Consider the following 24,841-nt stretch of genomic DNA (forward strand, 5'->3'; position numbering starts at 1 on the left):
ATCAAAATTATGAATCTACGTTATTTTTTGTTTATATTTATTTCTTTTGTTTTTGTGATAAATCCTTGTGCTCAGCAGAGAAAGACAGTTGCTCTTATAATGAGTAATCCTGCAAAACAGTACGATGAGTATAAAGCTTTAATAAAAGTAATCAATAAACATCAAGATGAAATATCATATAAGATATTGTCATTCAATGAGATTTCGAAAGTGAAGAACAGTGACATTGTTTGGATTCATCGTCCTGATACAAGTGACTTCTGTAATAGTGAAATAAAAGCAGGCAAGATATTGAAAAATTTTGTTCAAAATGGAGGACAATTAATTCTATCGATGGAAGCTGTCCGCTTGTTGAATAAATGGGATATTGAGCAAGCACCTGTTCAGAGTATGTATTTTGATCTGAAAGACGAAGGCTTTGGCCGTAAACTTGGGATTCACGGATATAGAGAGCATCCAATTTTTGATGATTTGTTTGGTGGAGCTTATACTTGGCATGGGAAAAAAGACAACCGATGTCGTATCCTTGGTTTTTTTAATAATACAAAACCACAGGCAAGCGGTTCTAAGGTCATTGGAACATTGTGGGAGTATATTTTTTATCATCCAACAGATAAAGTTATGTGGGAAACCCCACTAGGTAAAGGACGAATTCTAGCGATAGGAGGTTGTTTGTATTACAGTAAAGATAATTTTAATAAGAAAATAGAAGAGCAGTTTACACTAAACTGTATTCGGTATTTGCATGGAGATAAAATGAAAAGCAATGCATATTATTGGGAAAATATAAATAAATGCCGTGTTGTTGCTTCCGATATAAAGTATAAATCTGTAGCTATGCCTAGACCTCAGGAATGGAAAATTTTGAATTCAGATAATTCAATAAAATGGGAGGCTTCCAATAGTTACTTTGACATACCTACGCAGAGGAATCTTGTGGTTTGTAAGGATAAAGGCGGTATCGAGGAAATATGGTCTCATCCTTTCCTTTCAATGAGAGATTTTAGAATTAGATTGAATATTGCAAATGTTGATACTCTTGTAGTACTAGATAATTATACTCCACAAATAGAATTACGCCCAAATTCAGCTATTCGAACATATCAAATTGGAGATTTGATATTCAAAGAAGTTATTACTTCCGATATTCATAATCCTGTAACTATTGCTCATTATGAATGGCTTGGGGAGAAACTAAAAGGAATTATTACTGATTTTAAAAGTAATTTGCGGTTTATGTGGCCATATGATGAATCTGCTTTAGGGGATATCTTTTATCAATGGTCTGACGAACTTAATGCATTTGTAGTAAATGATTCCAAACAAGAGTTTTGTTCTATGGTTGGAGCAAATCTGAAAGGTCGTTTATTGGATGAAGGCCAGTATGATAATTTTACGTATTCTCAAAACGGAATGGTTAAAGGGGTTTCGACTGATAAACTACAGGCGGCATCTTCAGTATCATATGATGTTACAACATCCAATGCTTTAGATGTTATTATGGCTGCAGGATGTGATGGCATTGATCCTTTAATTAGGCTTTATTCAAGAAAAGTTGAAAATCCAAAGAAGGTATTTGTCGATAGTGAGATGTATTATGATGCATATTCGGATAAACAAATGAGTATAATAACACCTGATTCCGTATTTAATGAAGGTTTTAGGTGGGCTTTACTCAGTTCATCTCAGTTTATTGTAGAAACTCCTGGCATAGGTACTTCATTAATGGCTGGTTATTCTTCTTCCCGGAGAGGATGGGGAGGAGGGCAAAAAGTAAGTGGTCGCCCTGGTTACGCTTGGTATTTTGGACGAGATGCTGTTTGGTCTGGCTTTGCATTTGATAATATCGGAGATTTCCCGACTGTAAAGAAGGTTCTTGAAACATTTATCCGTTATCAACAAGTTGATGGCAAAATTTACCATGAACTAACTAGCAGCGGATCAGTACATTTTGACGCCTCTGATGCAACTCCATTGTTTGTTAATCTAATGGCTCATTATTTACGAAGCAGCGGAGATTTGGATTTTATTAAAAGAAACCAGCATGCAATTCATAAGGCAATGGATTATTGCTTTTCAACTGATACAAATGGAGATCATTTGATTGAAAATACAAATGTTGGACATGGATGGCTTGAGGGAGGTGAATTGTATGGTTCAGATGCTGAATTTTATTTGGTAGGTATATGGAATGCGGCTTTGGAAGATGCTGCCTATCTTTCAGAAGCATTAAACAATCAAAAAAAAGCAGAGCAGTATAGGCATGAATCAAAAATAGTAAATACAATTATTAACCGCGATTTTTGGAATGTAAAAGGATATTATAATTATGGTAAGAAAATTGATGGTTCTTTTACAGATGAGTTAATTGTATTGCCCACAGTACCTGTATATTTTGGTGTGACCGATTCAATTAAAGCCTATGAAATGGTACAGAAATTTGCCTCCAGCAGATTCTCGGCTGATTGGGGAGTAAGAATGATTGATGATAGGCATTCATTGTTCAATCCCACAGCTTATCATTTTGGAAGTGTATGGCCCTTGTTTACAGGATGGACGGCATTGGCGGAATATAAAACAGGACGTTACTTGCAAGGTTATTCTCATATAATGGCAAATCTGATTAATTACAAAGGATTTGCTCATGGACGTGTTCCTGAAGTAATAAATGGTTTAGTATATAAACCTTCAGGAGTTACTTTACATCAGTGTTGGTCGGAAACTATGGTACTTCAACCTGTGATAGAAGGAATGTTAGGATATGTGCCCAATGCATTGAACAAATCATTGCAATTAGCTCCTCGTTTTCCTGTTGACTGGGATAGCTGTAGTGTTCAAAATCTTCGTATAGGAGAAGCATGCATTGGATTTAAAATGAAGAAAGATGGTGATAAAATTTTATATTCTTTTAAATCAGATCGACCAGTTAAGGTGTATTTCAAACCAGCCTTAGCAATGGGTACAGGAATAAAAGATGTATTGATTAATGGTAGGCCTTTAGATTATAGAAAGAATTATTTACCAGAATATCTGATTGTTGAGACTTCTTTTGAAGTAAAAAATGAATTATCAATCGAAATTAATTGTATAAAACAAGGTGCTACAGCCCTTTCTTCAATTGTTTTTCCTGAAATGGATAAAAAATCGAGTGGATTTAGAGTGATCAATCAACAACTAAAAGAGAATATTCTGACTATAACTGTTGAAGGGATTCCGGGGACAATTAACTCAATGGATCTCTTTTTACCGAATGGTTATAAACAGATTGAAGGTGGTAAGATTTCAACTCAATTACGTCAAAATGTTTATAAGATTGATATTCCTTTTCCTGATTCAAATGATAAGTATATAAAGAAACAGCTACAAATAATTTTAAATTAAATGGTATGAATAAGAAATATAACATTTTAATTGGCTTATTGTTGATGATATTGAGTATTTCGACTGCATCAGCAAACAAGATAAATGAATTGTATCAGAATAATCGTTATCCGTTGTTAACCAAACCTTATATTGAACTACCCATTGGAGCTGTAAAACCTGAAGGGTGGCTTAAGGATCAGTTAATTAGAATGAAGAAAGGAATGACTGGTAATCTTGATATCTTGTACGAAAAAGTAATGGGCAGTCGTAACGGATGGCTTGGTGGTGATGGTGATGTTTGGGAACGTGGCCCCTATTGGATTGATGGACTCGTTCCTTTAGCATATATTCTTGATGATGCTGAATTGAAACAAAAAGTGCAACCTTGGATTGAATGTGTTTTAAAGAGTCAACAACCCAATGGGTATTTTGGTCCTTCGATAGATAGGGAACCGGAAGCTGGATTGCAACGAAACAACGCACGCGATTGGTGGCCTAAGATGGTCGTTTTAAAATATCTGGTACAATATTATGATGCAACAGGCGATGAACGAATTATTCCATTCCTAACAAAATATTTTCAATACCAATTAAATGAGTTGCCAAAAAATCCTTTGAATCATTGGACATCCTGGGGGCGTGAACGTGGAGGTGATAATTTAATGGTTGTTTATTGGCTTTACAGTAAAACCGGTGATAAATTCTTATTAGATTTAGGCAATATAATTGCTCAACAAACTACTGATTGGACAGACATGTTTCTTAATAAGCAAATAATGTCCACTCTCTTTAGTGTACATTGTGTTAATTTAGCTCAAGCAATGAAGGAGCCAATTATCCGCTATCAATATACTAAAGATGAAAAGCATCTTAAAGCGATTGATAAGGGGGCATCTGATCTTAAAAGAACTCATGGCTGGCCTACAGGTTTATATGGTGGTGATGAAATGCTTCATACAGGGAATCCTACACAAGGTTCTGAATTGTGTACAGCTGTTGAGATGATGTTCTCACTAGAAAAAATGCTCGAAATTACAGGTAATACAACATTTGCTGATTGGCTTGAAAGAGTGACATTTAATGCCTTGCCTACACAAATTACCGATGATTTCGATGCTCGCCAATATTATCAGCAACTTAATCAAGTACAAATCTCAAGACAGGATCGGAATTTTGTTACTCCTTACAATGGTACTGGACAGCTATTTGGTCTTCTTACAGGATACCCATGTTGTACCTCAAATCTACATCAGGGATGGCCAAAATTTACAAGAAATTTATGGTTTGCAACAGAAGATCATGGATTGTCTGCATTAGTATATTCTCCTTGTACTGTTGAAGCTAAAGTGGCCGATGGTACTTTGGTTAAAATCACCGAAGATACAAATTATCCATTTGAAGAGGTGGTTCGTTTCCAAATTCAATTGCCTTCTAAAAAGGATAAAAGTGTATTTTTCCCTTTTCATTTGCGTATCCCTTCTTGGTGTGAAAATGCAAATGTAAAAGTTAATGGTGAGAAATGGGATGAGTTTGCAGCTGGAACAATAGCTAAAATATGCCGAACATGGAAAAATGGTGATAAAGTGGAGCTTGAGTTACCTGCTAAGGTGTCTGTGTCAAGGTGGTTTGAGAGATCTGCAGCTATTGAACGCGGTCCTTTACTTTATGCTCTTCGAATTGGAGAAAAATGGTCAAAAGTGAATGATGATCGTAAATTTGGAGAAAAGTATGGTGATTCTTATTATGAGGTATATCCTACTACACCCTGGAATTATTGCTTGAAAGAGAATGATTTAAAACCGGAGAATATTGAAGATGCATTTAAAGTTGTACGTAAGGATGTGAGAGGATATCCATGGAACCTTGAAAATGCACCGATTGAAATTAAAGCAAAAGGTAAACGTATGAAGGAATGGACATTGTATAACGGAATGGCTGGGCCATTGCCTTATAGTCCGCAGTATCAAATTGAAACACTTCCAGAAGAAGATATCACATTAATACCATATGGGTGTACAACATTGAGAATCACTGAATTCCCAACAACATTAAAGTAATATACTCATATTTCAGATTGGTTATTATGGGAAGATTTTTATTAGCTTACTTATTCTTTTATTTTACATTTCAGGTGAATTATGCTCAAAGCACATATCCCTGGGCTGATATTTCATTGCCTTTGGATGTTCGGGTTGATAAGTTGATCAAATCTATGACGATAAATGAAAAGATAGGTCAGATGATGAATGATTCTCCAGCCATTGAGCGCCTTGGAATTCCACACTATAATTGGTGGAATGAGTGTCTTCATGGAGTTGCAAGAGCTGGACTAGCTACTGTTTATCCACAAGCGATCGGTCTAGCTGCAACTTTTGATGATAAAGCGCTTTTTCATTCGGCTGAATTAATATCTGATGAGGCTCGGGCAAAGTATACGGATTTTGTGAAAAAAGGTTCAAGGGAGATCTATCAAGGATTAACTTATTGGTCTCCCAATATTAATATTTTCAGAGATCCACGTTGGGGTAGAGGGCAAGAGACTTATGGAGAGGACCCTTTTCTTACTGGATGTATGGGGGCTGCTTTTGTAAAAGGACTGCAAGGGAATCAAAGTAATTATTTAAAACTGGTTGCGACAGCCAAACATTTTGCCGTTCATAGTGGCCCTGAATATGAACGGCATGTTATGAATGCTGTCGTATCTCCTTTTGATTTATGGGACACATATCTGCCGGCTTTTCATAAACTAGTTCGTGATGCAAGTGTGGCTTCAGTTATGTGTGCATATAATAGATTTGATGGTGAGCCTTGTTGTGGAAGTAATACTTTGTTGACTGATATTTTAAGGAACATGTGGGGATTTAAAGGTTATATAGTATCTGATTGTGGTGCTATTGATGATTTTTACAAAACACATAAAATTTCAATAAATGGAGTTGACTCTTCAGTGAAGGCTGTACGAGCTGGGACTGATCTGGAATGCGGGAATACCTATGAAAACTTACTTAGCGCGTTTAATAAAGGAGAGATAAAAGAATATGAGATTGATGAAGCCTTGCATAGGCTTTTTATTGCCAGATTCCGCTTGGGATTATTCAGTCCCGACTCGTTGAATCCTTATGCTAATATACCATATTCTGTCGTTGATTCAAAGGATCACAGACAGGATGCATTGAATATGGCATGCAAGTCTGTTGTCCTTTTAAAAAATGAAAATGATATTTTACCACTATCCAAATCACTTCGTAAAATTGCAATTATTGGACCGGCTGCAACCGATTCTGTATCTATTCTAGGGAATTATAATGGTACCCCTGGAAAACTTGTGACGGTGTTACAGGGTATCAAAAACAAAGTCAGCACGGAGACAGAAGTAGTATTCAAGCAAGGAGTTAACTACCTTGATAATAAAATTACCATGCCGATAAATTTGTGGCCGATGATTTTTAATGAGGATAAGAATGGGATGAAGGCAGAATATTTTAATAATATAAAATTAGAAGGCACTCCTGTTTTAACACGGATTGAAAATGGTATAAATTTTAAAGGAGGAGTTAATGATGAAATTGCTCCGGGTATTAAAGCTCGCTGGATATCAGTAAGATGGACAGGAAAGTTTATACCAAATGACGATGGAGATTACACTTTCTGCATTTCTGGTGATGATGGCTTTAGACTATTTATTGATAATGAAATTGCTATTGATCATTTTTCTTTTCATGAAGAAATGTCAGATACCTATACACTCCATGTAAAAAAAGGTAAGAAGTACGATTTGAGACTTGAGTATTTCCAGGGTGATCAAGGTGTGTCTATACGTTTTGGCGGAGTTAACATTCAAGAAACAAATTATGAAGAGTTGGCAAATGAGGTCTCTGATGCAGACGCAATCATATTTGTTGGTGGAATATCTCCCCGACTTGAAGGTGAAGAAATGCCTGTAAACCTGCCAGGGTTTAAAAGAGGTGATCGCACTACTATTGCTTTGCCGGAAGTTCAGACAAAGATGATGCAAGCTTTATACAGAACCGGGAAACCAGTTATTTTTGTCATGCAGATAGGTAGCGCCTTATCAATAAACTGGGAGAATTCTTATTTAGCTGCGATTGTTAATGCCTGGTATGGTGGACAAGCTGCAGGAGAGGCTGTTGCAGATATTCTATTTGGAGATTATAACCCTGCGGGACGTTTACCAATTACCTTTTATTGCTCAGATAATGATCTTCCTCCTTATAATGATTACAGTATGAAAGGACGTACATATCGTTATTTTACAAAAGAAACATTATATCCATTTGGGTACGGTTTAAGCTACACCAACTTTTCTTACTCCGGTTTAAAAGTACCAGATAAAATCATCACAGGGAAAGATGTATCTGTCAGTGTCGATGTAAAAAATATCGGAAAAATGGATGGCGATGAGGTTGTTCAGCTTTATTTAATCCATCATTCATCTGATTCAACTATACCAAGATGTGCTTTGAAAGGATTTAAGCGCATTTCATTGAAAAGAGGAGAGTCCAAAACTGTAAGTTTTAACTTAACTCCTGAAGACTTAAGTCTTGTTTCATCAAATGGAAGATTAAGGCAAATTCCTGATAAAGTCTCTGTTTTCATTGGTGGAGGTCAACCACATACTATAGGTGGAATAAATGGAGTCTTTTCTGACACAAAAATATTAGGGCCTGTTTTCTATTGCAATTAATGTTCCTTTGTCTTTCAATTAGTATAGGCCCATTAAATGAATAGTATTTATCATTTTATGAAACGATTGTGCGAATGAATGATAAGCTAATTTAATATCTTTGGAAATCCTTGATAAGGATTATAACTTAATTATTAGACTATGAAAATACAAACTTTAATACTGAACCTACTTACATTCAGTCTGATTTCATGTTCTTCTTCTCAGAAGGTCCCTTTCGTGCAAAAGAATACTCCGGTGATTTTTTCTAAAGTTAGAATCACTGATAATTTCTGGCAGCCTCGTCTCAAAACCCATGCTGCTGTCACCTTAAAGGCGTGCATTAATCAATGCGAGAACGAGACTCAACGCATAAAGAATTTCAGTATCGCTGCAGGGATGGAACAAGGTAAGTTCAAAGGTTTTTTTTATGATGATTCGGATTTATATAAAATGATAGAAGGTGCATCTTATTCTTTAATGAATAATCCAAATCCTGAATTGGAAAATAAACTGGATAATATTATCTCAAAAATTGTAGGTGCTCAGTTAAAAGATGGGTATCTAATGACTTATTTCATTTTAGGAGATCTAAATAAGCGATGGACCGACATGGATAAGCATGAAATGTATTGTTGTGGTCATTTAATTGAAGCTGGAATTGCGTATTATAATGCAACGGGGAAAAGGTCATTGCTTGATGTCGCTATAAAATATGCCAATCATATTGATTCTGTTTTTGGCCCAGGTAAACGCGACTGGGTTCCCGGTCATCCGGAAATTGAGCTTGCTTTGATAAAGCTATATCGTGTTACAAATGAAAATAAATATCTAAAACTGGCAAACTGGTTGTTGGAAGAGCGCGGTCATAACAAAGGAACTTGGGATCCAGCAGATAAGGATTATTATCAGGACCTTAAACCTGTTAAAGAACTTTCCAAGATCAGTGGACATGCAGTTCGGGCAATGTACTTGTTTACCGGTATGGCCGATTTAACTTCAATTACATCGGATACAAATTATATACAAGCTTTAGATCGCTTGTGGAATGATGTTGTTTATACTAAAATGTATTTAACAGGCGGAATTGGTTCATCACGTAAGAATGAAGGATTTACTGAGGATTATGACCTGCCGAATGAAGAAGCATACTGTGAAACATGCGCTTCCGTTGGCATGGTCTTTTGGAACCAACGAATGAATATGTTGAGAGGAGACGGCAAATATGAAGATATTCTGGAAAGATCACTGTATAATGGAGCACTTGCAGGCACTTCTCTTTCAGGAGATCATTTCTTTTATGTGAATCCCCTGGCTTCTTCAGGCAATCACCATCGCAAACCATGGTACGGAACTGCATGTTGCCCAAGCCAGATATCTCGTTTATTACCTTCAATAGGTAATTATATTTATGCAACATCTAATGATGCTGTATGGGTTAATCTTTATATTGGAAGTGAAACAATAATCCCAATCAGGGGTAATAATATTAAGTTTATACAAACTACTGATTATCCCTGGAACGGCGATGTTCAAATTAAAATAGAGACAGAACAGAAAACTCCTTTCTCTGTAAAGTTGCGTGTGCCTGGATGGTGTAAGAATTACTCACTATTAGTAAATGGCAAACGTGTAAATGCCCAAAATGATAAACAGTACTTATTGATTAAACGTACCTGGAAATCAGGAGATATTATTCAATTTTCAATGGATATGCCTGTTGAAGTCGTTGAAGCAGATCCCCGCGTAAAAGCAAATATAGGAAAAAGGGCTTTGCAGCGTGGCCCCATAGTATATTGTTTGGAAGAATGTGACAATCCCGATTTTGTCAATTGTCGGCTTTCTAAGCAAACAACCTATACGTCTGTTTTTAATAAAGAGTTGTTAGGTGGTGTGGCAACTATCTCTGCTACAAATAAAGACAATACATATCATTTCGTACCATATTATGCATGGGATAATCGAAAACCTGGTAAGATGAAAGTATGGGTTGATTATAAAGAATAATTTAACATCGATATTAAGAAGAATATTATGAAATTAAGAATATTGATATTTGTTTTTTCCCTTTTATCTTTGTCCGAAGTCTGCAATTCACAGGCTTTAAAGGCCGTCAGGGTTTCTACTTCAGAAAATAAAGGTTTACAAATTGTTAATTTCAATGGCTTTCAACAGCCAGGTTATGATTTACCCTTAATATCGGTTCGCATTAATGGGGAATGTTGCTCTTCGCTGAATGCTCGTCCTGCGGATAATGAAAAAGCTGTGTTAAAAGGGAAGCTGGCATTGTCTGCTGATAATATTAAGCCCTTAAGAACAGGCGGAATTGTTTTACAATTAAGCATCCGAAATATTTCATCAGATACTATAACCGTTTCAAATATCGTGCCTTTCGGAGAGTCAAACCGTCACGTGTATTTAACTTCCTGGGATAAAGGTGATCCGCTTTCCCGTGCTTTTATTTTCAGGCCCGGATATAGCCCTGCGAATGTAACTTTGCCCGATAATTCTTGGGGAATAGGGTTGGGAATCGTTGATGTTGATAATGGCAGCTCAGTGGTGTCATTAAGTAAAATTGACAAGCAGGCCTCTGAACGGATCTCTGCTCGCCGTTTTGAAACAATTATGTATCCGGGTGCAAATCTTGTTTACTCGATATGGATGGATTCTTACATTGGAAGATGGCAGGAAGGATTACGGCTGATGTTCCAGAAAAATATGTTGTTTGACGTAGAACCTGGTACTTTTGATAACACATTGTATGAAAGAGAAGACTTGAAATGGGTGCGACACGGTTATGTTGGTCACTTTGTATCTGCCTGGCATAATTATTTTTATAATAATCAGACGAATGCATATACATTTGATGATTTTTCGCATAAGACACAACAACTCTACGGAGGCGACGATTATATGATATTATGGACTGGTTTCCCTGTCCTGGGGCTTGATCAACGGAATCAATGGGATCTAGTACGATCTCTTCCTGGAGGAGTTAAGAAATTGAAGGCGATTTCTGATGAAGGATTAAAACATGGTATGCACCTGATGTCTAACTATACGCCCTGGGATCTTCCTGCATCTCAAGATCAGATATTCAATTCAACCCGATATGAAAATCCAATAGATGGCTTAGGCCGTATTTCTCAGGAAGTCGGTTTTTGGGGAACTATGTTTGATACACGAAGCGAATCAGGGAAGTGGTTTCAAAATGGAATTGATCGCTATCGTAAAGGATTTGCAATTTTCCCTGAAGGAATGTGCGTGCCGGCGGATATGCAGAATTGTGTGATTGGCCGAACTCATGCAGCTATAGAGTATGCTCCTTTTCTTAATCTGAACAGATTGATTAAACCTGATTTTTGTATCTATCGACAAGCTGTAATTGAAAAAGATAACCCAAGACGAGATGCTGCTTTGTCTTTCTTTAATGGTCATGGGGTGGAATATCATCTTTATATGCCTCTTTCTTTAGACTGGCTGCAGGAACTCTATGAATTTACTGGTCGAACGGTAAGGATACTGCGTGAAAATACAGATAACTTTTCTGAACCGGGGTGGATACCTTTGATTCCTACAACTACAGATAGCATTTGGGTAAATGAATGGCCCGGTGTTAATAAAACAATTTACACAATATATAGCCTGAAACCAGAAGGATATAACGACTACTTATTTGAAGTTCCAGCTGATACTGGATGGCATTATATAGATCTGTGGCACCATAAAGAATTAACTCCCAAACGTGCAGGATCGAAGTTCTTAATTAAAGCTAATTTAGATCCTTTCCCGAAAAAATATCTTGGAACTCGTTCCGAGGCAAATGTAGAAGCTATTGCCCGTTTCAGGAGTTGGTTGCTTATTGAGAAGAAAGGAATAAATATATCAATTCAATCTCCAAAAGGAAAAGAACTAAAGATATGGCATGGTAGCCCGAAATATGATAAGCAACCCGTGTTTGTCTCAAATACGGATAAATCCATTTTAATATCGGAAGTAAAACTAAGAGAGAACGGATTCAAAGGCGATTTAGTTATTCAGCTTTTCGATGGGAAGCAACTAATTGATGAGAGAGTTCTTCAAGGAACACTGAGCGCAGGCAAAGAGGTACCAATAGAATACTTTTCTTTATCTAAAGGACTTACCTCTTATTCAGGAAAAGGAATGGAGGCTCAGTTATTGCGTGAACAGGATTTGCTAACCGTTAAGATGAAAGATGCTGATGAAATAGTTATTTCCTTGAAGGACCGAAAGAATTTTAAACCGATCATTTTGAGAGAACCTTCTAAAACATTCCGCACATTAGAAACTTTTGACCGTTATGAGGGAGACTTTGTGATCATTGCCCGGAAAAACAATGTTGTTGTAGACAGTACAAATCTGAATATGCCTTATGGATACCCGAGATTGGCATCAAAAGAGGAAACAACTGACTTGGCTAAATCTGCTTCTCAGGAAATGGTATATGTACCTGGCGGAAAGTTCCGTTTTATTGCTAAACATATTGGCGATTGGATGATTAAATATCCGGTAGAAGATACTGCGAAAGTGTTTTCGGTAAAATCCTTTTATATGGATAAGCATCCGGTGACAAACGTTCAGTACAAACAATTCATGGAGGCTACCCATTATCAGCCTAAAGACACTGAAAACTTCCTGAAGCATTGGGAAAATGGAAAAATTGCGCCTGGGGAAGAAAACAATCCTGTGACATTTGTTTCGTATGAGGATGCTAAAGCATACGCCAAATGGGTAGGTAAACGTTTGCCAACTGAAAAAGAATGGCAGTATGCTGCTCAGGGTGAAGATGGTCGATTGTATCCGTGGGGAGATAAGATGGATTCTTTAAAGTGCAATACAGGCAATGGTCGATTAGATTGCATTGGAAAATATCCCCAAGGAGCAAATCAATTGGGAATTGAAGAACTTACCGGATCAGTATGGCAAATGACAAATGATTTATATAGTAATACATGTGTGGATTTCATTATTCTTAAAGGTGGTTCTTATTTTACTCCTCGGTCTAGTTGGTGGTACGTAACCGGAGGTGCATTGCCTTTGACTTTCCGCCAGCAGTGGCTTCGTGTTTCCCAGGGGTATGAAAGGAATGCCACGGTTGGTTTCCGGCTGGTAAAGGATGCCAATTAGTCGATCCACAAATTGGCTTCCTAAAATCCTCCTAAAAAGAAAAAATAATAGATTTAAAAGCTTAATAACATGAAGAAACTAGGATTAATTATCGGGATTATCTTATTTGTTAGTTGTTCCGCCAATAGAAAGGGAGCCGGATTTATTTCGGATTCCGGTTTGAAGCAAAGTAATTTTCAGACAGTGGTAAATGGCAAGAAAGTCTCTTTATATGTTCTGAAGAATAAGAATAAAATGGAAGTGTGTCTGACAAACTTTGGAGGACGTATTGTTTCAATCATGGTGCCTGACAAAGAAGGGAAAATGAGAGACGTTGTTTTGGGTTTCGATTCTATTCAGGATTATATTAAATATCCAACTGATTTCGGAGCAAGCATCGGTCGTTATGCCAACCGTATAAACAAAGGGCAGATTACCATAGACGGAGTGAAATATCAACTGCCTCAAAATAACTTCGGGCACTGTCTGCATGGAGGTTTTAAAGGTTTTCAGTATCAGATTTACGATGCCAGGCAAATTAATGACCAGAAGATTGAATTTAGCTATTTATCCAAGGATATGGAAGAAGGATTTCCAGGTAGTCTGACTTGTAAGGTTACTTTTACCCTGACTGACGACAATGCAATTGATATCCAGTATGAAGCAACGACCGATAAGAAAACAGTCGTGAATATGACAAATCACGCTTACTTCAATCTGGACGGTGATCCTTCTAAGTCAAATTCCGACTATTTATTGACGATTAATGCAGATTCGTATACTCCGGTTGACAGTACCTTTATGACCACCGGGGAAATCCTTCCGGTAAAGGGCACAGATATGGATTTCAGAGTTCCGACAGCTATTGGAACCAGAATTAATGATACCAGTTTTGTACAGCTTAAGAATGGTCATGGTTATGATCATAACTGGGTGCTGAATACAAAAGGGGATATTACCAGGAAGTGTGCTTCGTTAAAATCGCCCAAAACTGGAATTGTTTTAAACGTGTTTACCAATGAACCGGGAATTCAGGTTTATGCGGGTAATTTCCTTGATGGAACATTAACAGGAAAAAAAGGAATTACTTATAAGAAGCGTGCTTCTGTATGTCTGGAAACACAGAAGTATCCTGATACGCCCAATAAGCCAAACTGGCCTTCTGCTTTGCTTAAGCCAGGAGAGAAATATTTTAGTCATTGCATATATAAATTCTCTGTAGAACATTAGTTTAACTCCCTAACTGCTTTTATTTTTAGTTAATGCACCGTTCTTTCAAATTGCTCTTATTAGGAGGCTTTTGATTGAACGGTGCTTTTTTATGCCTGATAAATACGGGATGTGATAGATCAACTATTGCGATATAACAGGCATTGCCGGGAATATATTTGTATCTCGCCCCGACAGATTAGTAAACTCTTGTACAAAACAATGCATTCTTCTGTACAGAACAATTAATTCTCTTGTACAAAAGAATTAATTGTTTTGTACAAGAGAAATTAAACTCATAGAGTCAGATTTATTTTTTGATTAGTAGTTTCTCGATTTTGCGTCAGTAGCTGTGGGGATTATATGCCGGTTCTGTTTTTTGCATTTAACATTGTGGTTGCCATCACCTTGTAGGTTGACAAACAGCTTGTTCGTGGAAAAGAAAGATGAGACGTGCAAAAATGAGAATAGCGTTGACTGTCAGGGTACAGTGCCAATAAAAAATCGGAGACAATGTTGCCACTGTCTCCGATTATCATTATATCGCTTAATCAATTAACACTCTTCCGGGTGAATCATGATGAATCTGGATTGCATTCTTCCGAGTGTTTCCTAAATAGATTAATACTCTTCTGCAGGAATGCTGTTTAATTGCTTCTTGCTGAACACAGGTCCGTCCTTACAAACGTAGAGTTTTCCCACGTTGCAACGGCCACATTTCCCAACCCCGCACTTCATTCGGTTTTCCAGGGTGGTGTATATCTGGTCGTCCTTGAAGCCCAGCTTGGCAAGTACCGGGAAGGTAAACTTAATCATGATGGGAGGGCCGCAAACAATGACGATGGTATTTTCGGGAGATGGCGCTACCTTCTCCACAATTGCGGGTACAAAGCCAATCTCACCTTTCCAGTCGGGCGTTTCACCTCCGGGGTCTACGGTTGTTACAAGGTTCACGTCCGGACGCTCTTCCCACTCATTTAATTCATGCTTATAAACCAGGTCGTTAACCGATTTGGCTCCGTAAACAATGGTGATGTCCTTGAAGTTTTCACGCAGGTCGAGTGAGTTCCAGATGACGCATCGCATGGGCGGCAGGGCGATACCTCCGGCAATGAATACCAGATTTTTCCCTTTCCATTCGTCGATGGGAAAGGTGTTGCCAAAAGGTCCGCGGAATCCCATGGTGCTGCCTTCCTCTAGTTTGGACAGTCCGGTGGTTACTCTTCCGGTTTCACGGAAGGTGCATTCTATGTATCCTTTACGGGTGGGAGAGGAGGCGATGCAGAAGGTTGATTCTCCCTCGCCGAAAGCGGAATACTCTCCGAATTGACCCGCTTTGAAATTAAAGGCATCTGCCTCTTCCTCATTTTGGAATTTCAGTCTGAATGTTCTCACACCCGGAGCTTCATTGATAATCTTGTCAATGGTCATCAGGTATGGTAGATAGATATTTTGTTCGCTCATTTTTTTGCAATTGAAATTAGGTGTTCAAGTATATTCATATCAACCGGACAGGCGCGAGAACAGCGGCCGCAGCCGGTACAACCCAGTACGCTGAGGCGGTCGGGCATGTAAGAAAACTTATGCAAGATGCGCTGACGCCAACGCTGGCTCTGTACGGCGCGGGGATTGTGCCCCGAAGTGTGCAGGGTGAACAGGGAGAATCCGCAGGCATCCCAGCAGCGAATGCGTTTTCCTTTCGAACCGTGTGCATCTTCTTGGATATCGAAGCAGGCACAGGTGGGACAGACAAACGCGCATGCGCCGCAACCCAGACAACGTTCCGACTGCTCTTTCCAAACCGGACTGTCGAAGGCTGTTGCCAGACGGGCTTTTATCTCTTCCACATCAAACACCTTTGGCACATCAACCAGGTATTTCGACTTGTCTTCTCCTTTGTCTTTCTCAAAGGCAGAGACAGCCAGCTGTATCAGTGCTTCACCTTTGGGAGTGAGAATCTCAACAATGGCACCGCCTTCGGGCATCATGGTAAGCTGCACGTCGCTTCCGGCAGTATTGCCGGGACCGCCATTCACACTGGTGCAGAAGCAACTGTTGTCTGCCTTGGCGCAACTGAAAGTGACAAGGGTGGTCTTCTCCAGGTGGGTGTTGTATAATTTATCCTTGTAATCCCAGTTGAAGATAGCGGTGAGGGGCTTGAAGCCTGCCGCGTCGCAAGGATGAACCTTCCAGAGCACAGTCTCTTTCACGGCGTCGGGATTGAAATCCTCTACCGCCACTTTGCCATTTTCCTTCTCGAAAGAGAATAGCACCTCTGCCCGAGGGAATACGGATGATTTGATGGATTGAGTGGTTTGAATGTAATCCTCGGCCACTTCGCTTAACGCCTGCACTCTTTTAAACTCAACCTGTCCGCGCTCCCTGACCGGTGCATAGACACGTTTCCCGCTTTTTACAATCTGGCTGAACCATTCATTCAGTCCTTCTTTGCTGATATATTTTATTTCCATGGCTCCTTATCGTATAAAGTTTTCCTTATCGTCCGCTTTCCAGGTGGAAAGGGCATTTCCATTCTTCGAGGGCTGTCCTGGAACGAATCCGAATTCGGGTCCCAGGTCTTCCATCATTTTACGGGTAAGCAACTGGATGGGAATGCCTAGCGGACAAGCATCTCCGCACGCACCGCAACCGATACAACGTCCCGCCATATGCATAGCACGGTTAATATGCCATTCAATGTTTGCCAGAGGCGCCGCCCATGGGTTGATCCATTGAGGGCGATTCTCCTCGACAATGCATTTGGTGCAGTAGCAAAGCGGACAGGCCGCCCGACAAGCGTAGCATTTAAAGCAGTGCGAAAGTTCTTTCATCCAGAACTCGAAGCGCTCTTCACGAGTCATTCCCTCGAGTTTCTCAATAATCTCCTGCTCTTTCCCGCTCAGTTTGAGTTGGAAATCGGCAATGTACGATTCAATTTCGGCAAAGCCGGCAAACTCCTTTAGCTCTCCCTGTTCTGTAACAGTGATTACCAGAATCTTTTCTTCATTTAGCTGGTTTTCAACCGATAGCTGCAAGATGCTTCTCAGGACGGGAATGGTTGCAGTTATAGCGACCTTCTCCGTTCCCATCAGCTCTTTTTTTGTGAGATAAACAGCCAGGTTGTTAATGCAACGGCTGTCATATATCAGCTTACCGGCATCTTCGGCCGTATGGCAAAAGAGGGGGCGTGGCTTGTTTGTTCCTTCTTCGTAACCAATAACGAGGGCTACGGTGCCGTCGGCAAGCAACGCGGCGGCTCTCTCTCTGAGTTTATCCATTGTAATCCTCCTTATCTAAATATTCTGCAACTTTCTTATATTCTGTATAGGGACCTAGTTCGCGGATATTGGCAACGGTGGAGTTTACCACATCTGCCCATTTGGCGCCTTCGGCCGCTGAGACCCAGGAGTATTGAATGCGTTTTACATCAATCCCCATAAAGTCGAGAAGCCCCCGGAAAGTAATCCAGCGACGACGCGCGTGGAAGTTACCGCTTGTATAGTGACAGTCGTTAGGATGACAGCCCGAAACAATGATTCCGTCAGCTCCCTGAGCGAAAGCTCTCAGAAGCAGCATGAAGTCAATTCTTCCGGTGCAAGGGAAACGAACGATTTTTACGTTCGTTGCATATTTAAGTCGGCTTGTACCCGTCAGGTCGGCACCTGCATAGGTACACCAGTTGCAGACAAACGCGACGATTTTGGGTTCAAATTCTGAATTCGTTGTATTCATGGTTTTTCATTTATTGATTCAACAATGACATCACTTCGGCAAACACCTGTTCATTGGAATAGCCCTGAATGTCGATTGATTTTGAACGGCAGAAAGCCACACAGGTTCCACATCCCTGACAAAGTCCAGGGTTGACCTTGGCTACCGTTTTAATTACTTTTCCGTCGCGACCCTTGATTTCCTCACGCTCGATGGCATTGTAAGGGCAAGCCGTCTGGCACATGAAACATCCCACACAGGTGCTGAATACCGGAGGCGGCATGCGGTTGACCACTGCAATCAGCGGTTCGCGCACCAGTTCGTTGTTGGAGAAGAGTCCGGCCACCTTCACGGCAGCACCCGATGCCATTCCTACCGTTTCGGGAATATCCTTCGGAGCCTGACAGGCACCGGCTAGGAAGATTCCCGCGGTATTTGTCTCAACCGGTTTCAGTTTCGGGTGGGCTTCAGCGAAGAAGTGGTAAGGGTCGTAAGAGATGTGCATCTTTTGCGCCAGCACTTCGGCACCACAGTTGGCAACACCCGCGGTAGCAAGCACCACCATGTCTGCTTCAATCTCAACCTGTTCTCCGCTAAGCAGGGTGTCTACCCCCTTGACAATCAGTTTTCCGTCCTTTTCGTATACTCTGGCCACACGTCCGCGAACATAGTTTACATGATCTTCCTCAATGGCTCTTCGAACAAACTCTTCGTAGTTCTTACCTCCGGCACGGATATCCATGTAGAACACGGTCGATTCGCCATCGTGTACCTTATGTTGGTAAAGCATGGCATGCTTGGCGGTGTACATACAACAAATTTTGGAGCAGTAGGGGATGCCTTTGGCCGGATCGCGCGAGCCGGCACAGGCTATGAAGACAATTTTCTTAGGTATGGTACCGTCCGACGGGCGACGTATTTCGCCGAAAGTAGGTCCCGAAGCTGAGGCCAGACGCTCAAACTGAAGTCCGGTAATCACATCTTTGTATTTTCCGTATCCATATTCCGGGAAGAAGTCGGTTCCTTTTACATTGAATCCGGTTGTAACTACAATGGCACCCACTTGTTCGGTCAGTATCTCATCCTCCTTATCCCATTCAATAGCTCCGGTTGGGCAGGCAGTTTCGCACAGTTTACATTTTCCACGTTTGTAATAGTTGCAGTGTTCGCGGTCTATTACCGGTTTGTTTGGAACAGCCTGTGGAAAAGGAACATAGATGGCAGTGCGGGTACCGAGTCCGGCGTTGAATTCGCTTGGAATCTTCTTTTGCGGACATTTTTGCATGCAAGCCCCGCAGCCGGTACATTTCTTATAATCCACACTTTTTGCTTTCAGCCTGATTTTTGCGGTAAAGTTACCGATGAATCCTTCCAAACTTTCCAGTTCGGCATATGTATATAAGGTAATGTTAGGATGTTGTGCAACCTCCACCATTCTTGGAGTAAGAATACACTGAGAACAGTCGAGGGTAGGGAAGGTTTCTGACAGTTGCGACATGTGCCCTCCGATGGAAGGGTCTTTTTCTACCAGAATTACTTGATGACCTGCGTTGGCAATATCCAGACTGGCTTGTATGCCGGCGATACCTCCACCAATGACCAAAGCCTTCTTCGTGATGGGTACCTTGATTGATTCCAAAGGTTTGTTGCGTTTCACTTTTTCAACCAGCATCTTTACCAGGTCGATAGCTTTGTTGGTAGTTGCGTCGCCTTTCTCATGAACCCATGAACAGTGTTCGCGCAGGTTGGCTATTTCGCACAGGTAAGGATTGAGGCCGGCTTCCGCGCACGCCCTTCTGAAAGTTGGCTCGTGCATGCGTGGCGAACAGGCGCCAACTACCACTCCATCCAGATGATGCTCTCTGATTGCATCTTTAATAATTGTCTGTCCCGGGTCGGAACACATATATTTATAGTCAATGGCACATTCCACGCCTTCCACTTTTGCGAGCTCCTGAGCCACTCGTTCACAATCGACAGTGGCACTGATATTTTCTCCGCAGTGGCAGATAAAAACTCCTATCTTTGACATACTACTACATTTTTACGGTTACAAAATGACGTTCCAATCCCAGCTCTTTGGGACTAATCCCCAGCGATAGGCCGATGGCCTGTGTGATGAAGAGAACCGGAATGTCAATGGGTTTACTTAAGGTTTCGTTAATCGCTCCACGGCGCATGTCCAGATTTGACTGGCACATGGGGCAGGCTACAATTACTGCTTCCGCGTTGCGGTCGGCGGCATCCTGTAGGATATTTCCCGATAGTCGGACAACCAGGTCGGTGCGCGAAACGGAGAATCCGGCTCCGCAGCATTCGGTTTTGAATGCCCAGTCAACAGGAGTCCCTCCAATCAGTTTAATCATGGAATCCATGCTTTGAGGATCTTCCACACGGTCAAACTGTAGAATCTTATGAGGACGGACCAGTAAACAGCCGTAGTAACAGGCAACTTTGTGGGCGAATGGCTTGGTAACCTTTTCCTGGATTTTGTCCATGGCATAGGACTCGAGCATTTGCAGCACATTAATTATTTTCAGTTCGCCGCTATAGGGCATCTGGATGATATCGGTAACTTTTTCTCTTTTCGTGTCGTCTTTTAATTCGTGTTGAGTCACCATTAATCGGTTGTAGCAAGCGGCGCAAGGCACAACAACTTCTTTTAGTCCCTGAGCTTCTGCCAAAGCCAGAATCCGGGCGGGAAGTGAAAGGGAGAGCTCTTCATTCATTGAGTGAGCGGCGGTTGCCCCGCAGCAGTTCCAATCTTTTATCTCAATAAGCTCAATGTCTAAGGCCTTGGCAATAGCTATTACCGATTCATTATATTCTCGGGACGATCCTTTTAGGGAGCAGCCCGGGTAAAAACCTATTTTCATTTATTCTTAGTCTTAGGGTTATCAATTGTCTTAACAAAAATTTGTCCCAAACCTTTGCGGTCTTTTATCATTTCGGGCATCAGGTTTAATTTCCCGTTCAGATACATTTTGGGAGCGAGCTTAACGTCCTGCGTTAATCGGAAGGTGCGGGCTTTAAATCCGGCAATCAAACCAACTTCGTAAAGTCGTCCCGTTTTCTTAATGGAGTCAAGGAATGATTTGTGGAATGCAACTATTGGCTTGGCATCCGGATGAAGTTTCTTTTTGTTAAGAGACTGCTCACGAAGATAGTCCATGATTTTAGGAATGTCGATTTCCATGGGGCAACGACCCACGCAATTCTCACAGTTCAGACAGAGCCAAATGGTATTGGAACGAAGAATTCGCTCGAAGTTATCTGCAGTTCCTGTTTGTAGCAGGCGCATCAGAAAGCTGGGCGGAAAGTTCATCTCTGAAGCAAGAACGCATCCGGCTGTACATTTTCCACATTGATAGCAGCGTGATACATCTACGCCGGTATGTTTTAGGATGTCCCCGGAAACTTTGTTAATGTTTTCCATGTTTGCTTTTAGATTATAAAAATATTAGTTTTCATCACTCTTCTTTCATTATAAAAGAAGCAGATCAACTTAATGGTCTAAAGGCAAAGGTATACTAAAAAAAAGAAACTTGTGTAGTAGGATTGTCCATTTTTACACAAATTTCTTTCAGATTAGTTTAAAATAAGACTTCTTTTAAGTCTTTGTAAATTAGATATTTTTTTCCTTAATTAAGTATTCAGCAATTTGAACCGCGTTAAGAGCAGCGCCTTTCTTGATTTGATCGCCAACAGCCCAGAAAGTCAATCCGTTTTCGTTTGCCAGATCCTTGCGGATACGTCCTACATATACAGGATCTTTTCCGGCAATGAATAAAGGCATTGGATATTCTTTGTTGGCAGGATTGTCCTGCAGAACAATTCCTTCAGCTTTTGCAAAAGCTTCACGAGCTTCTTCAACAGAAACAGGACGTTCAGTTTCTACCCAAATGCTTTCTGAGTGCGCTCTCAAAGCAGGTACACGTACGCAAGTTGCGCTCACTTCAACATCTGAATGCATAATCTTGCGAGTTTCGTTGAACATCTTCATCTCTTCTTTAGTATAACCGTTTTCGGTGAATACGTCAATTTGAGGAATCAGATTGAACGCCAACTGGAATGCGAATTTATCAACAGTTACCTTTTCACCGGCTAAAACCTGACGATATTGTTCGTAAAGTTCGTCCATTGCTGCTGCACCAGCTCCACTGGCAGCCTGATAGGTTGAAACGTGCACTTTCTTAATATGAGAAAGCTCTTCGATTGCTTTCAGGGCAACTACCATCTGAATAGTTGTACAGTTCGGGTTTGCAATAATGCCACGTGGACGATCTTTTGCATCTTCGGGGTTTACTTCCGGAACAACCAAAGGAACGTCATTATCCATACGGAATGCGCTTGAGTTGTCAATCATGACAGCACCATATTTAGTAATAGTCTCTGCAAAATCCAATGAGGTGCCACCACCAGCCGATGTAAAGGCGATATCTACACCTTTAAAATCGTCGTTGTGCTGCAGAAGTTTGACCTCAATTTCCTTACCGCGGAAAGTGTATTTACTTCCGGCGCTACGTTTCGAACCGAACAACACTAACTCATCCATAGGAAAATTTCTTTCATCGAGCACGCGCAGGAACTCTTGTCCTACTGCTCCACTAACGCCAACGATAGCTACTTTCATCTTTTCTTTTCTTTTGTTGTGATTAATACCTTTTTTGTCATACCTTTACAAGTAGTATGAATTCTGCTGCAAAATTATAACATTTTGCCATATAAATCGAAATCCTATGAAAAGAATTACATTAATTATCTGTTTTTTATATTCTATCTGCTTTTTTTTACCAAAAAATGAAGCATATTGTGGGGTTAATAGTGGCATCTGTCTAAATTACATTTGTTTAGCAAACTGTTCCGGGGAATCTGAATGCAATGAAAATCAGTCCGTGAAAGAGAAGGAATCATTAGTAAACTCGTTGGCGGAAGCTTTGCTTGATGTAAGCACCCGGATTCAATCTTTAAACGGAATAATCACGAACGAAAATGAGAAAAAGGAACTTCGTTTTGGTTCGATTGTTTTTAATGAAATCATGGCAAATCCAAGCGGAATAGAAGATTTTCCCGAATCTGAATATATCGAATTGTTCAACCGGACCGATTCATTGATTGTTCTGCGAAACAGTGCACTTTTTTACGGAGGGAAACGTTATCTTTTGCCGCCTGTTTCCATCGAAGCCAAAAGCTATGCTGTTTTATGTCACCAGAAGTATAAAGAACAGTGGGAGTTGCAGGGTGTTTCAGTAATCGGGGTGAACTCTTTTCCTGCGTTACTGAATACAGGAAAACTTCTCTGGCTGGAGGATGAAAAAGGGGGCTTGTTGTCGTGGGTGGAATACTCGGATAGTTGGTATAAAGATAGTAATAAGAAAGGGGGAGGGTTTTCACTGGAGTGCCTGGATCCGGATAATCTCTCAAACGACGCGGCCAACTGGTGTGCAAGTAGCGATACAAAAGGAGGAACGCCCGGAGCTCAGAATTCCGTCATGAAAAGCTTTCCGGACAACCGGGAGATGGCTTTGCTTTCTACAAATGCAATTGCACCGGACACAATGATGATTTGTTTTAATAAACCAATGAGTCTCAAGCCCCTTTCGGACTTGAGGAATTATCATATAGATGATTCTGATTTATCCTTGACCAAAGTTATTCCGGATTATCCGTGCGGAAAGAACGTAAAGCTAGCGCTGAGTGGAGCCCTTAATACAGGAGAAACCTTGCGTCTTACACTGACTAACCTCTCTGATGTGTCGGGCAACAAACAGAATAAAGAAATAAAAACTGAGCTATTTATCCCCGATCAATTGGCGAAAAATGATCTTCTATTCAATGAAATATTGTTTAATCCACGTTCGGGCGGAGCATGCTATGTTGAGATCTCCAATGTTTCCGGAAAGTCCTTTTCGTGTGGCCAGCTCTTTCTTTCAGTCCTGAAGAAGGACGGAACACGCTCCACCCCGGTTGCATTGGGTAAATCCGAAAAGCTCTTTTCCCCTCAGATAGAACTTTTCTTTACCAAAAATGTTTCGGCTGTAGCTTCCCAATATAGCTGTGAACCTTCAAGTGGTGTAGAAACTGCAGACTTCCCTGTTTTATCCGTTGAAAAGGGAACTTTATATCTCCTTTCCGATAAAGGGGTGCTGATCGATGAAATGGTCTATTCCGACTTGATGCATACCACCTCCGCAAAAGATAAAAAAGGAATTTCGCTCGAGAAAAAAGCCCCCGGACTGAGCTCTTTGGATGCAGGTAACTGGTCATCTGCTTCATATAATTCGGGATATGGCACGCCTGGGCTACCCAACCAATGCACCGAACAGGCCGAGAATGAGCTGAAACCAAGATTCTGGATTGAGAAAAATACCATTTCACCGAATAATTCAGATAATAATATACTGCAAATTCATTACCTATTAACTGAAGAGGGGTATGTGGTCAATACCCGTATTTACGATGCTTACGGGCGGGAGGTTTTTGCTTTGCCATTGATGAGCGGACTTCCGGCTGAAGGTGTGATTGAATGGAACGGGAAAGAAAGGGATGGAACTGTTTGCCGAATAGGTATTTATATTGCCTACGTGGAGATTCATAATGCAAAGGGATACCTGAAAAAGTATAAACTTCCCTTTGCTTTGACCAGATAAGTTTTTAATCGGGCTAATCACACTGGTTTGTTAGCCCGATTTTAAAAGCTCTTACTTTGTAATCTCCTTATTTTTTTGTTCTTTTGCAATTTAGAAT

The 24,841-nt window shown here is 40.5% G+C and carries 15 protein-coding genes; 7 read left to right on the top strand and 8 right to left on the bottom strand.

All coding sequences use genetic code 11. The features are described 5' to 3' along the window. The first annotated feature begins 9 nt into the window (after positions 1-9). The 6 genes from ABWU87_RS12865 (at position 10) to ABWU87_RS12890 (ending at position 14,404) form a co-directional block, all read left to right on the top strand. Positions 10-3,381 carry a GH116 family glycosyl hydrolase gene (locus ABWU87_RS12865; RefSeq protein ID WP_353331340.1) on the top strand — a complete coding sequence of 1,124 codons (3,372 nt, stop codon included), beginning with the start codon at positions 10-12 and terminating at the stop codon, positions 3,379-3,381. A 5-nt stretch (positions 3,382-3,386) separates the two neighbouring features. Beyond that, entirely contained in the window at positions 3,387-5,420 is a 2,034-nt protein-coding gene (locus tag ABWU87_RS12870; protein WP_434533884.1) for a beta-L-arabinofuranosidase domain-containing protein, read from the top strand. A 26-nt stretch (positions 5,421-5,446) separates the two neighbouring features. Further along, positions 5,447-8,068 (top strand): glycoside hydrolase family 3 protein, encoded by a 2,622-nt coding sequence (locus ABWU87_RS12875; RefSeq protein ID WP_353331342.1) that lies wholly within the window; start codon positions 5,447-5,449, stop codon positions 8,066-8,068. Positions 8,069-8,209: 141 nt separating this feature from the next. Continuing rightward, on the top strand, positions 8,210-10,054 hold the full coding sequence (locus ABWU87_RS12880) for a glycoside hydrolase family 127 protein (RefSeq protein ID WP_353331344.1): 1,845 nt from the start codon (positions 8,210-8,212) through the stop codon (positions 10,052-10,054). A gap of 27 nt (positions 10,055-10,081) precedes the next feature. Further along, positions 10,082-13,195, top strand: a complete 3,114-nt coding sequence (locus ABWU87_RS12885; protein WP_353331346.1) for a formylglycine-generating enzyme family protein — start codon at positions 10,082-10,084, stop codon at positions 13,193-13,195. A 69-nt stretch (positions 13,196-13,264) separates the two neighbouring features. After that, on the top strand, positions 13,265-14,404 hold the full coding sequence (locus tag ABWU87_RS12890) for an aldose epimerase family protein (protein ID WP_353331348.1): 1,140 nt from the start codon (positions 13,265-13,267) through the stop codon (positions 14,402-14,404). 600 nt (positions 14,405-15,004) lie between these two features. Here the strand turns inward: ABWU87_RS12890 and ABWU87_RS12895 are convergent. From ABWU87_RS12895 to ABWU87_RS12930, 8 genes are all read right to left on the bottom strand, one after another. Beyond that, a complete protein-coding gene (locus ABWU87_RS12895; RefSeq protein WP_353331350.1) occupies positions 15,005-15,847 on the bottom strand; it encodes an FAD/NAD(P)-binding protein in 843 nt (280 codons plus the stop codon). Then, a complete protein-coding gene (locus ABWU87_RS12900; protein ID WP_353331351.1) occupies positions 15,844-16,854 on the bottom strand; it encodes a 4Fe-4S dicluster domain-containing protein in 1,011 nt (336 codons plus the stop codon). The genes ABWU87_RS12895 and ABWU87_RS12900 overlap by 4 nt, the downstream gene beginning before the upstream one ends. A 6-nt stretch (positions 16,855-16,860) precedes the next feature. After that, positions 16,861-17,661, bottom strand: coding sequence for a 4Fe-4S dicluster domain-containing protein (locus tag ABWU87_RS12905; RefSeq protein ID WP_353331354.1), 801 nt, complete (start codon positions 17,659-17,661; stop codon positions 16,861-16,863). After that, positions 17,654-18,115 (bottom strand): hydrogenase iron-sulfur subunit, encoded by a 462-nt coding sequence (locus tag ABWU87_RS12910; RefSeq protein WP_353331356.1) that lies wholly within the window; start codon positions 18,113-18,115, stop codon positions 17,654-17,656. Before ABWU87_RS12910 ends, ABWU87_RS12905 begins: the two co-directional genes overlap by 8 nt. Positions 18,116-18,125: 10 nt before the next feature. Next, on the bottom strand, positions 18,126-20,126 hold the full coding sequence (locus ABWU87_RS12915) for a CoB--CoM heterodisulfide reductase iron-sulfur subunit A family protein (protein WP_353331358.1): 2,001 nt from the start codon (positions 20,124-20,126) through the stop codon (positions 18,126-18,128). A gap of 4 nt (positions 20,127-20,130) precedes the next feature. Then, positions 20,131-20,970: a CoB--CoM heterodisulfide reductase iron-sulfur subunit B family protein gene (locus tag ABWU87_RS12920; protein WP_353331360.1), complete on the bottom strand. Its 840-nt coding sequence runs from the start codon at positions 20,968-20,970 to the stop codon at positions 20,131-20,133. Continuing rightward, positions 20,967-21,530, bottom strand: coding sequence for a 4Fe-4S dicluster domain-containing protein (locus ABWU87_RS12925; RefSeq protein ID WP_353331362.1), 564 nt, complete (start codon positions 21,528-21,530; stop codon positions 20,967-20,969). The genes ABWU87_RS12920 and ABWU87_RS12925 overlap by 4 nt, the downstream gene beginning before the upstream one ends. A 189-nt stretch (positions 21,531-21,719) precedes the next feature. After that, on the bottom strand, positions 21,720-22,727 hold the full coding sequence (locus tag ABWU87_RS12930) for an aspartate-semialdehyde dehydrogenase (RefSeq protein ID WP_353331364.1): 1,008 nt from the start codon (positions 22,725-22,727) through the stop codon (positions 21,720-21,722). Between the two features lie 106 nt (positions 22,728-22,833). Between ABWU87_RS12930 and ABWU87_RS12935 the strand changes: the two genes are divergently transcribed. Then, entirely contained in the window at positions 22,834-24,744 is a 1,911-nt protein-coding gene (locus ABWU87_RS12935) for a lamin tail domain-containing protein (RefSeq protein WP_353331366.1), read from the top strand. Positions 24,745-24,841: the final 97 nt, after the last annotated feature.

Origin of the sequence: Bacteroides sedimenti (assembly GCF_040365225.1) — a bacterium.
Classification (GTDB): domain Bacteria; phylum Bacteroidota; class Bacteroidia; order Bacteroidales; family Bacteroidaceae; genus Bacteroides; species Bacteroides sedimenti.

Coding starts and splice junctions, on each gene's coding strand:
- ABWU87_RS12910 (WP_353331356.1), bottom strand. CDS start 18,115: ATGAATACAACGAATTCAGAATTTGAACCCAAAATCGTCGCGTTTGTC.
- ABWU87_RS12865 (WP_353331340.1), top strand. CDS start 10: ATGAATCTACGTTATTTTTTGTTTATATTTATTTCTTTTGTTTTTGTG.
- ABWU87_RS12920 (WP_353331360.1), bottom strand. CDS start 20,970: ATGAAAATAGGTTTTTACCCGGGCTGCTCCCTAAAAGGATCGTCCCGA.
- ABWU87_RS12915 (WP_353331358.1), bottom strand. CDS start 20,126: ATGTCAAAGATAGGAGTTTTTATCTGCCACTGCGGAGAAAATATCAGT.
- ABWU87_RS12875 (WP_353331342.1), top strand. CDS start 5,447: ATGGGAAGATTTTTATTAGCTTACTTATTCTTTTATTTTACATTTCAG.
- ABWU87_RS12930 (WP_353331364.1), bottom strand. CDS start 22,727: ATGAAAGTAGCTATCGTTGGCGTTAGTGGAGCAGTAGGACAAGAGTTC.
- ABWU87_RS12880 (WP_353331344.1), top strand. CDS start 8,210: ATGAAAATACAAACTTTAATACTGAACCTACTTACATTCAGTCTGATT.
- ABWU87_RS12925 (WP_353331362.1), bottom strand. CDS start 21,530: ATGGAAAACATTAACAAAGTTTCCGGGGACATCCTAAAACATACCGGC.
- ABWU87_RS12870 (WP_434533884.1), top strand. CDS start 3,387: ATGAATAAGAAATATAACATTTTAATTGGCTTATTGTTGATGATATTG.
- ABWU87_RS12935 (WP_353331366.1), top strand. CDS start 22,834: ATGAAAAGAATTACATTAATTATCTGTTTTTTATATTCTATCTGCTTT.
- ABWU87_RS12900 (WP_353331351.1), bottom strand. CDS start 16,854: ATGGAAATAAAATATATCAGCAAAGAAGGACTGAATGAATGGTTCAGC.
- ABWU87_RS12895 (WP_353331350.1), bottom strand. CDS start 15,847: ATGAGCGAACAAAATATCTATCTACCATACCTGATGACCATTGACAAG.
- ABWU87_RS12890 (WP_353331348.1), top strand. CDS start 13,265: ATGAAGAAACTAGGATTAATTATCGGGATTATCTTATTTGTTAGTTGT.
- ABWU87_RS12885 (WP_353331346.1), top strand. CDS start 10,082: ATGAAATTAAGAATATTGATATTTGTTTTTTCCCTTTTATCTTTGTCC.
- ABWU87_RS12905 (WP_353331354.1), bottom strand. CDS start 17,661: ATGGATAAACTCAGAGAGAGAGCCGCCGCGTTGCTTGCCGACGGCACC.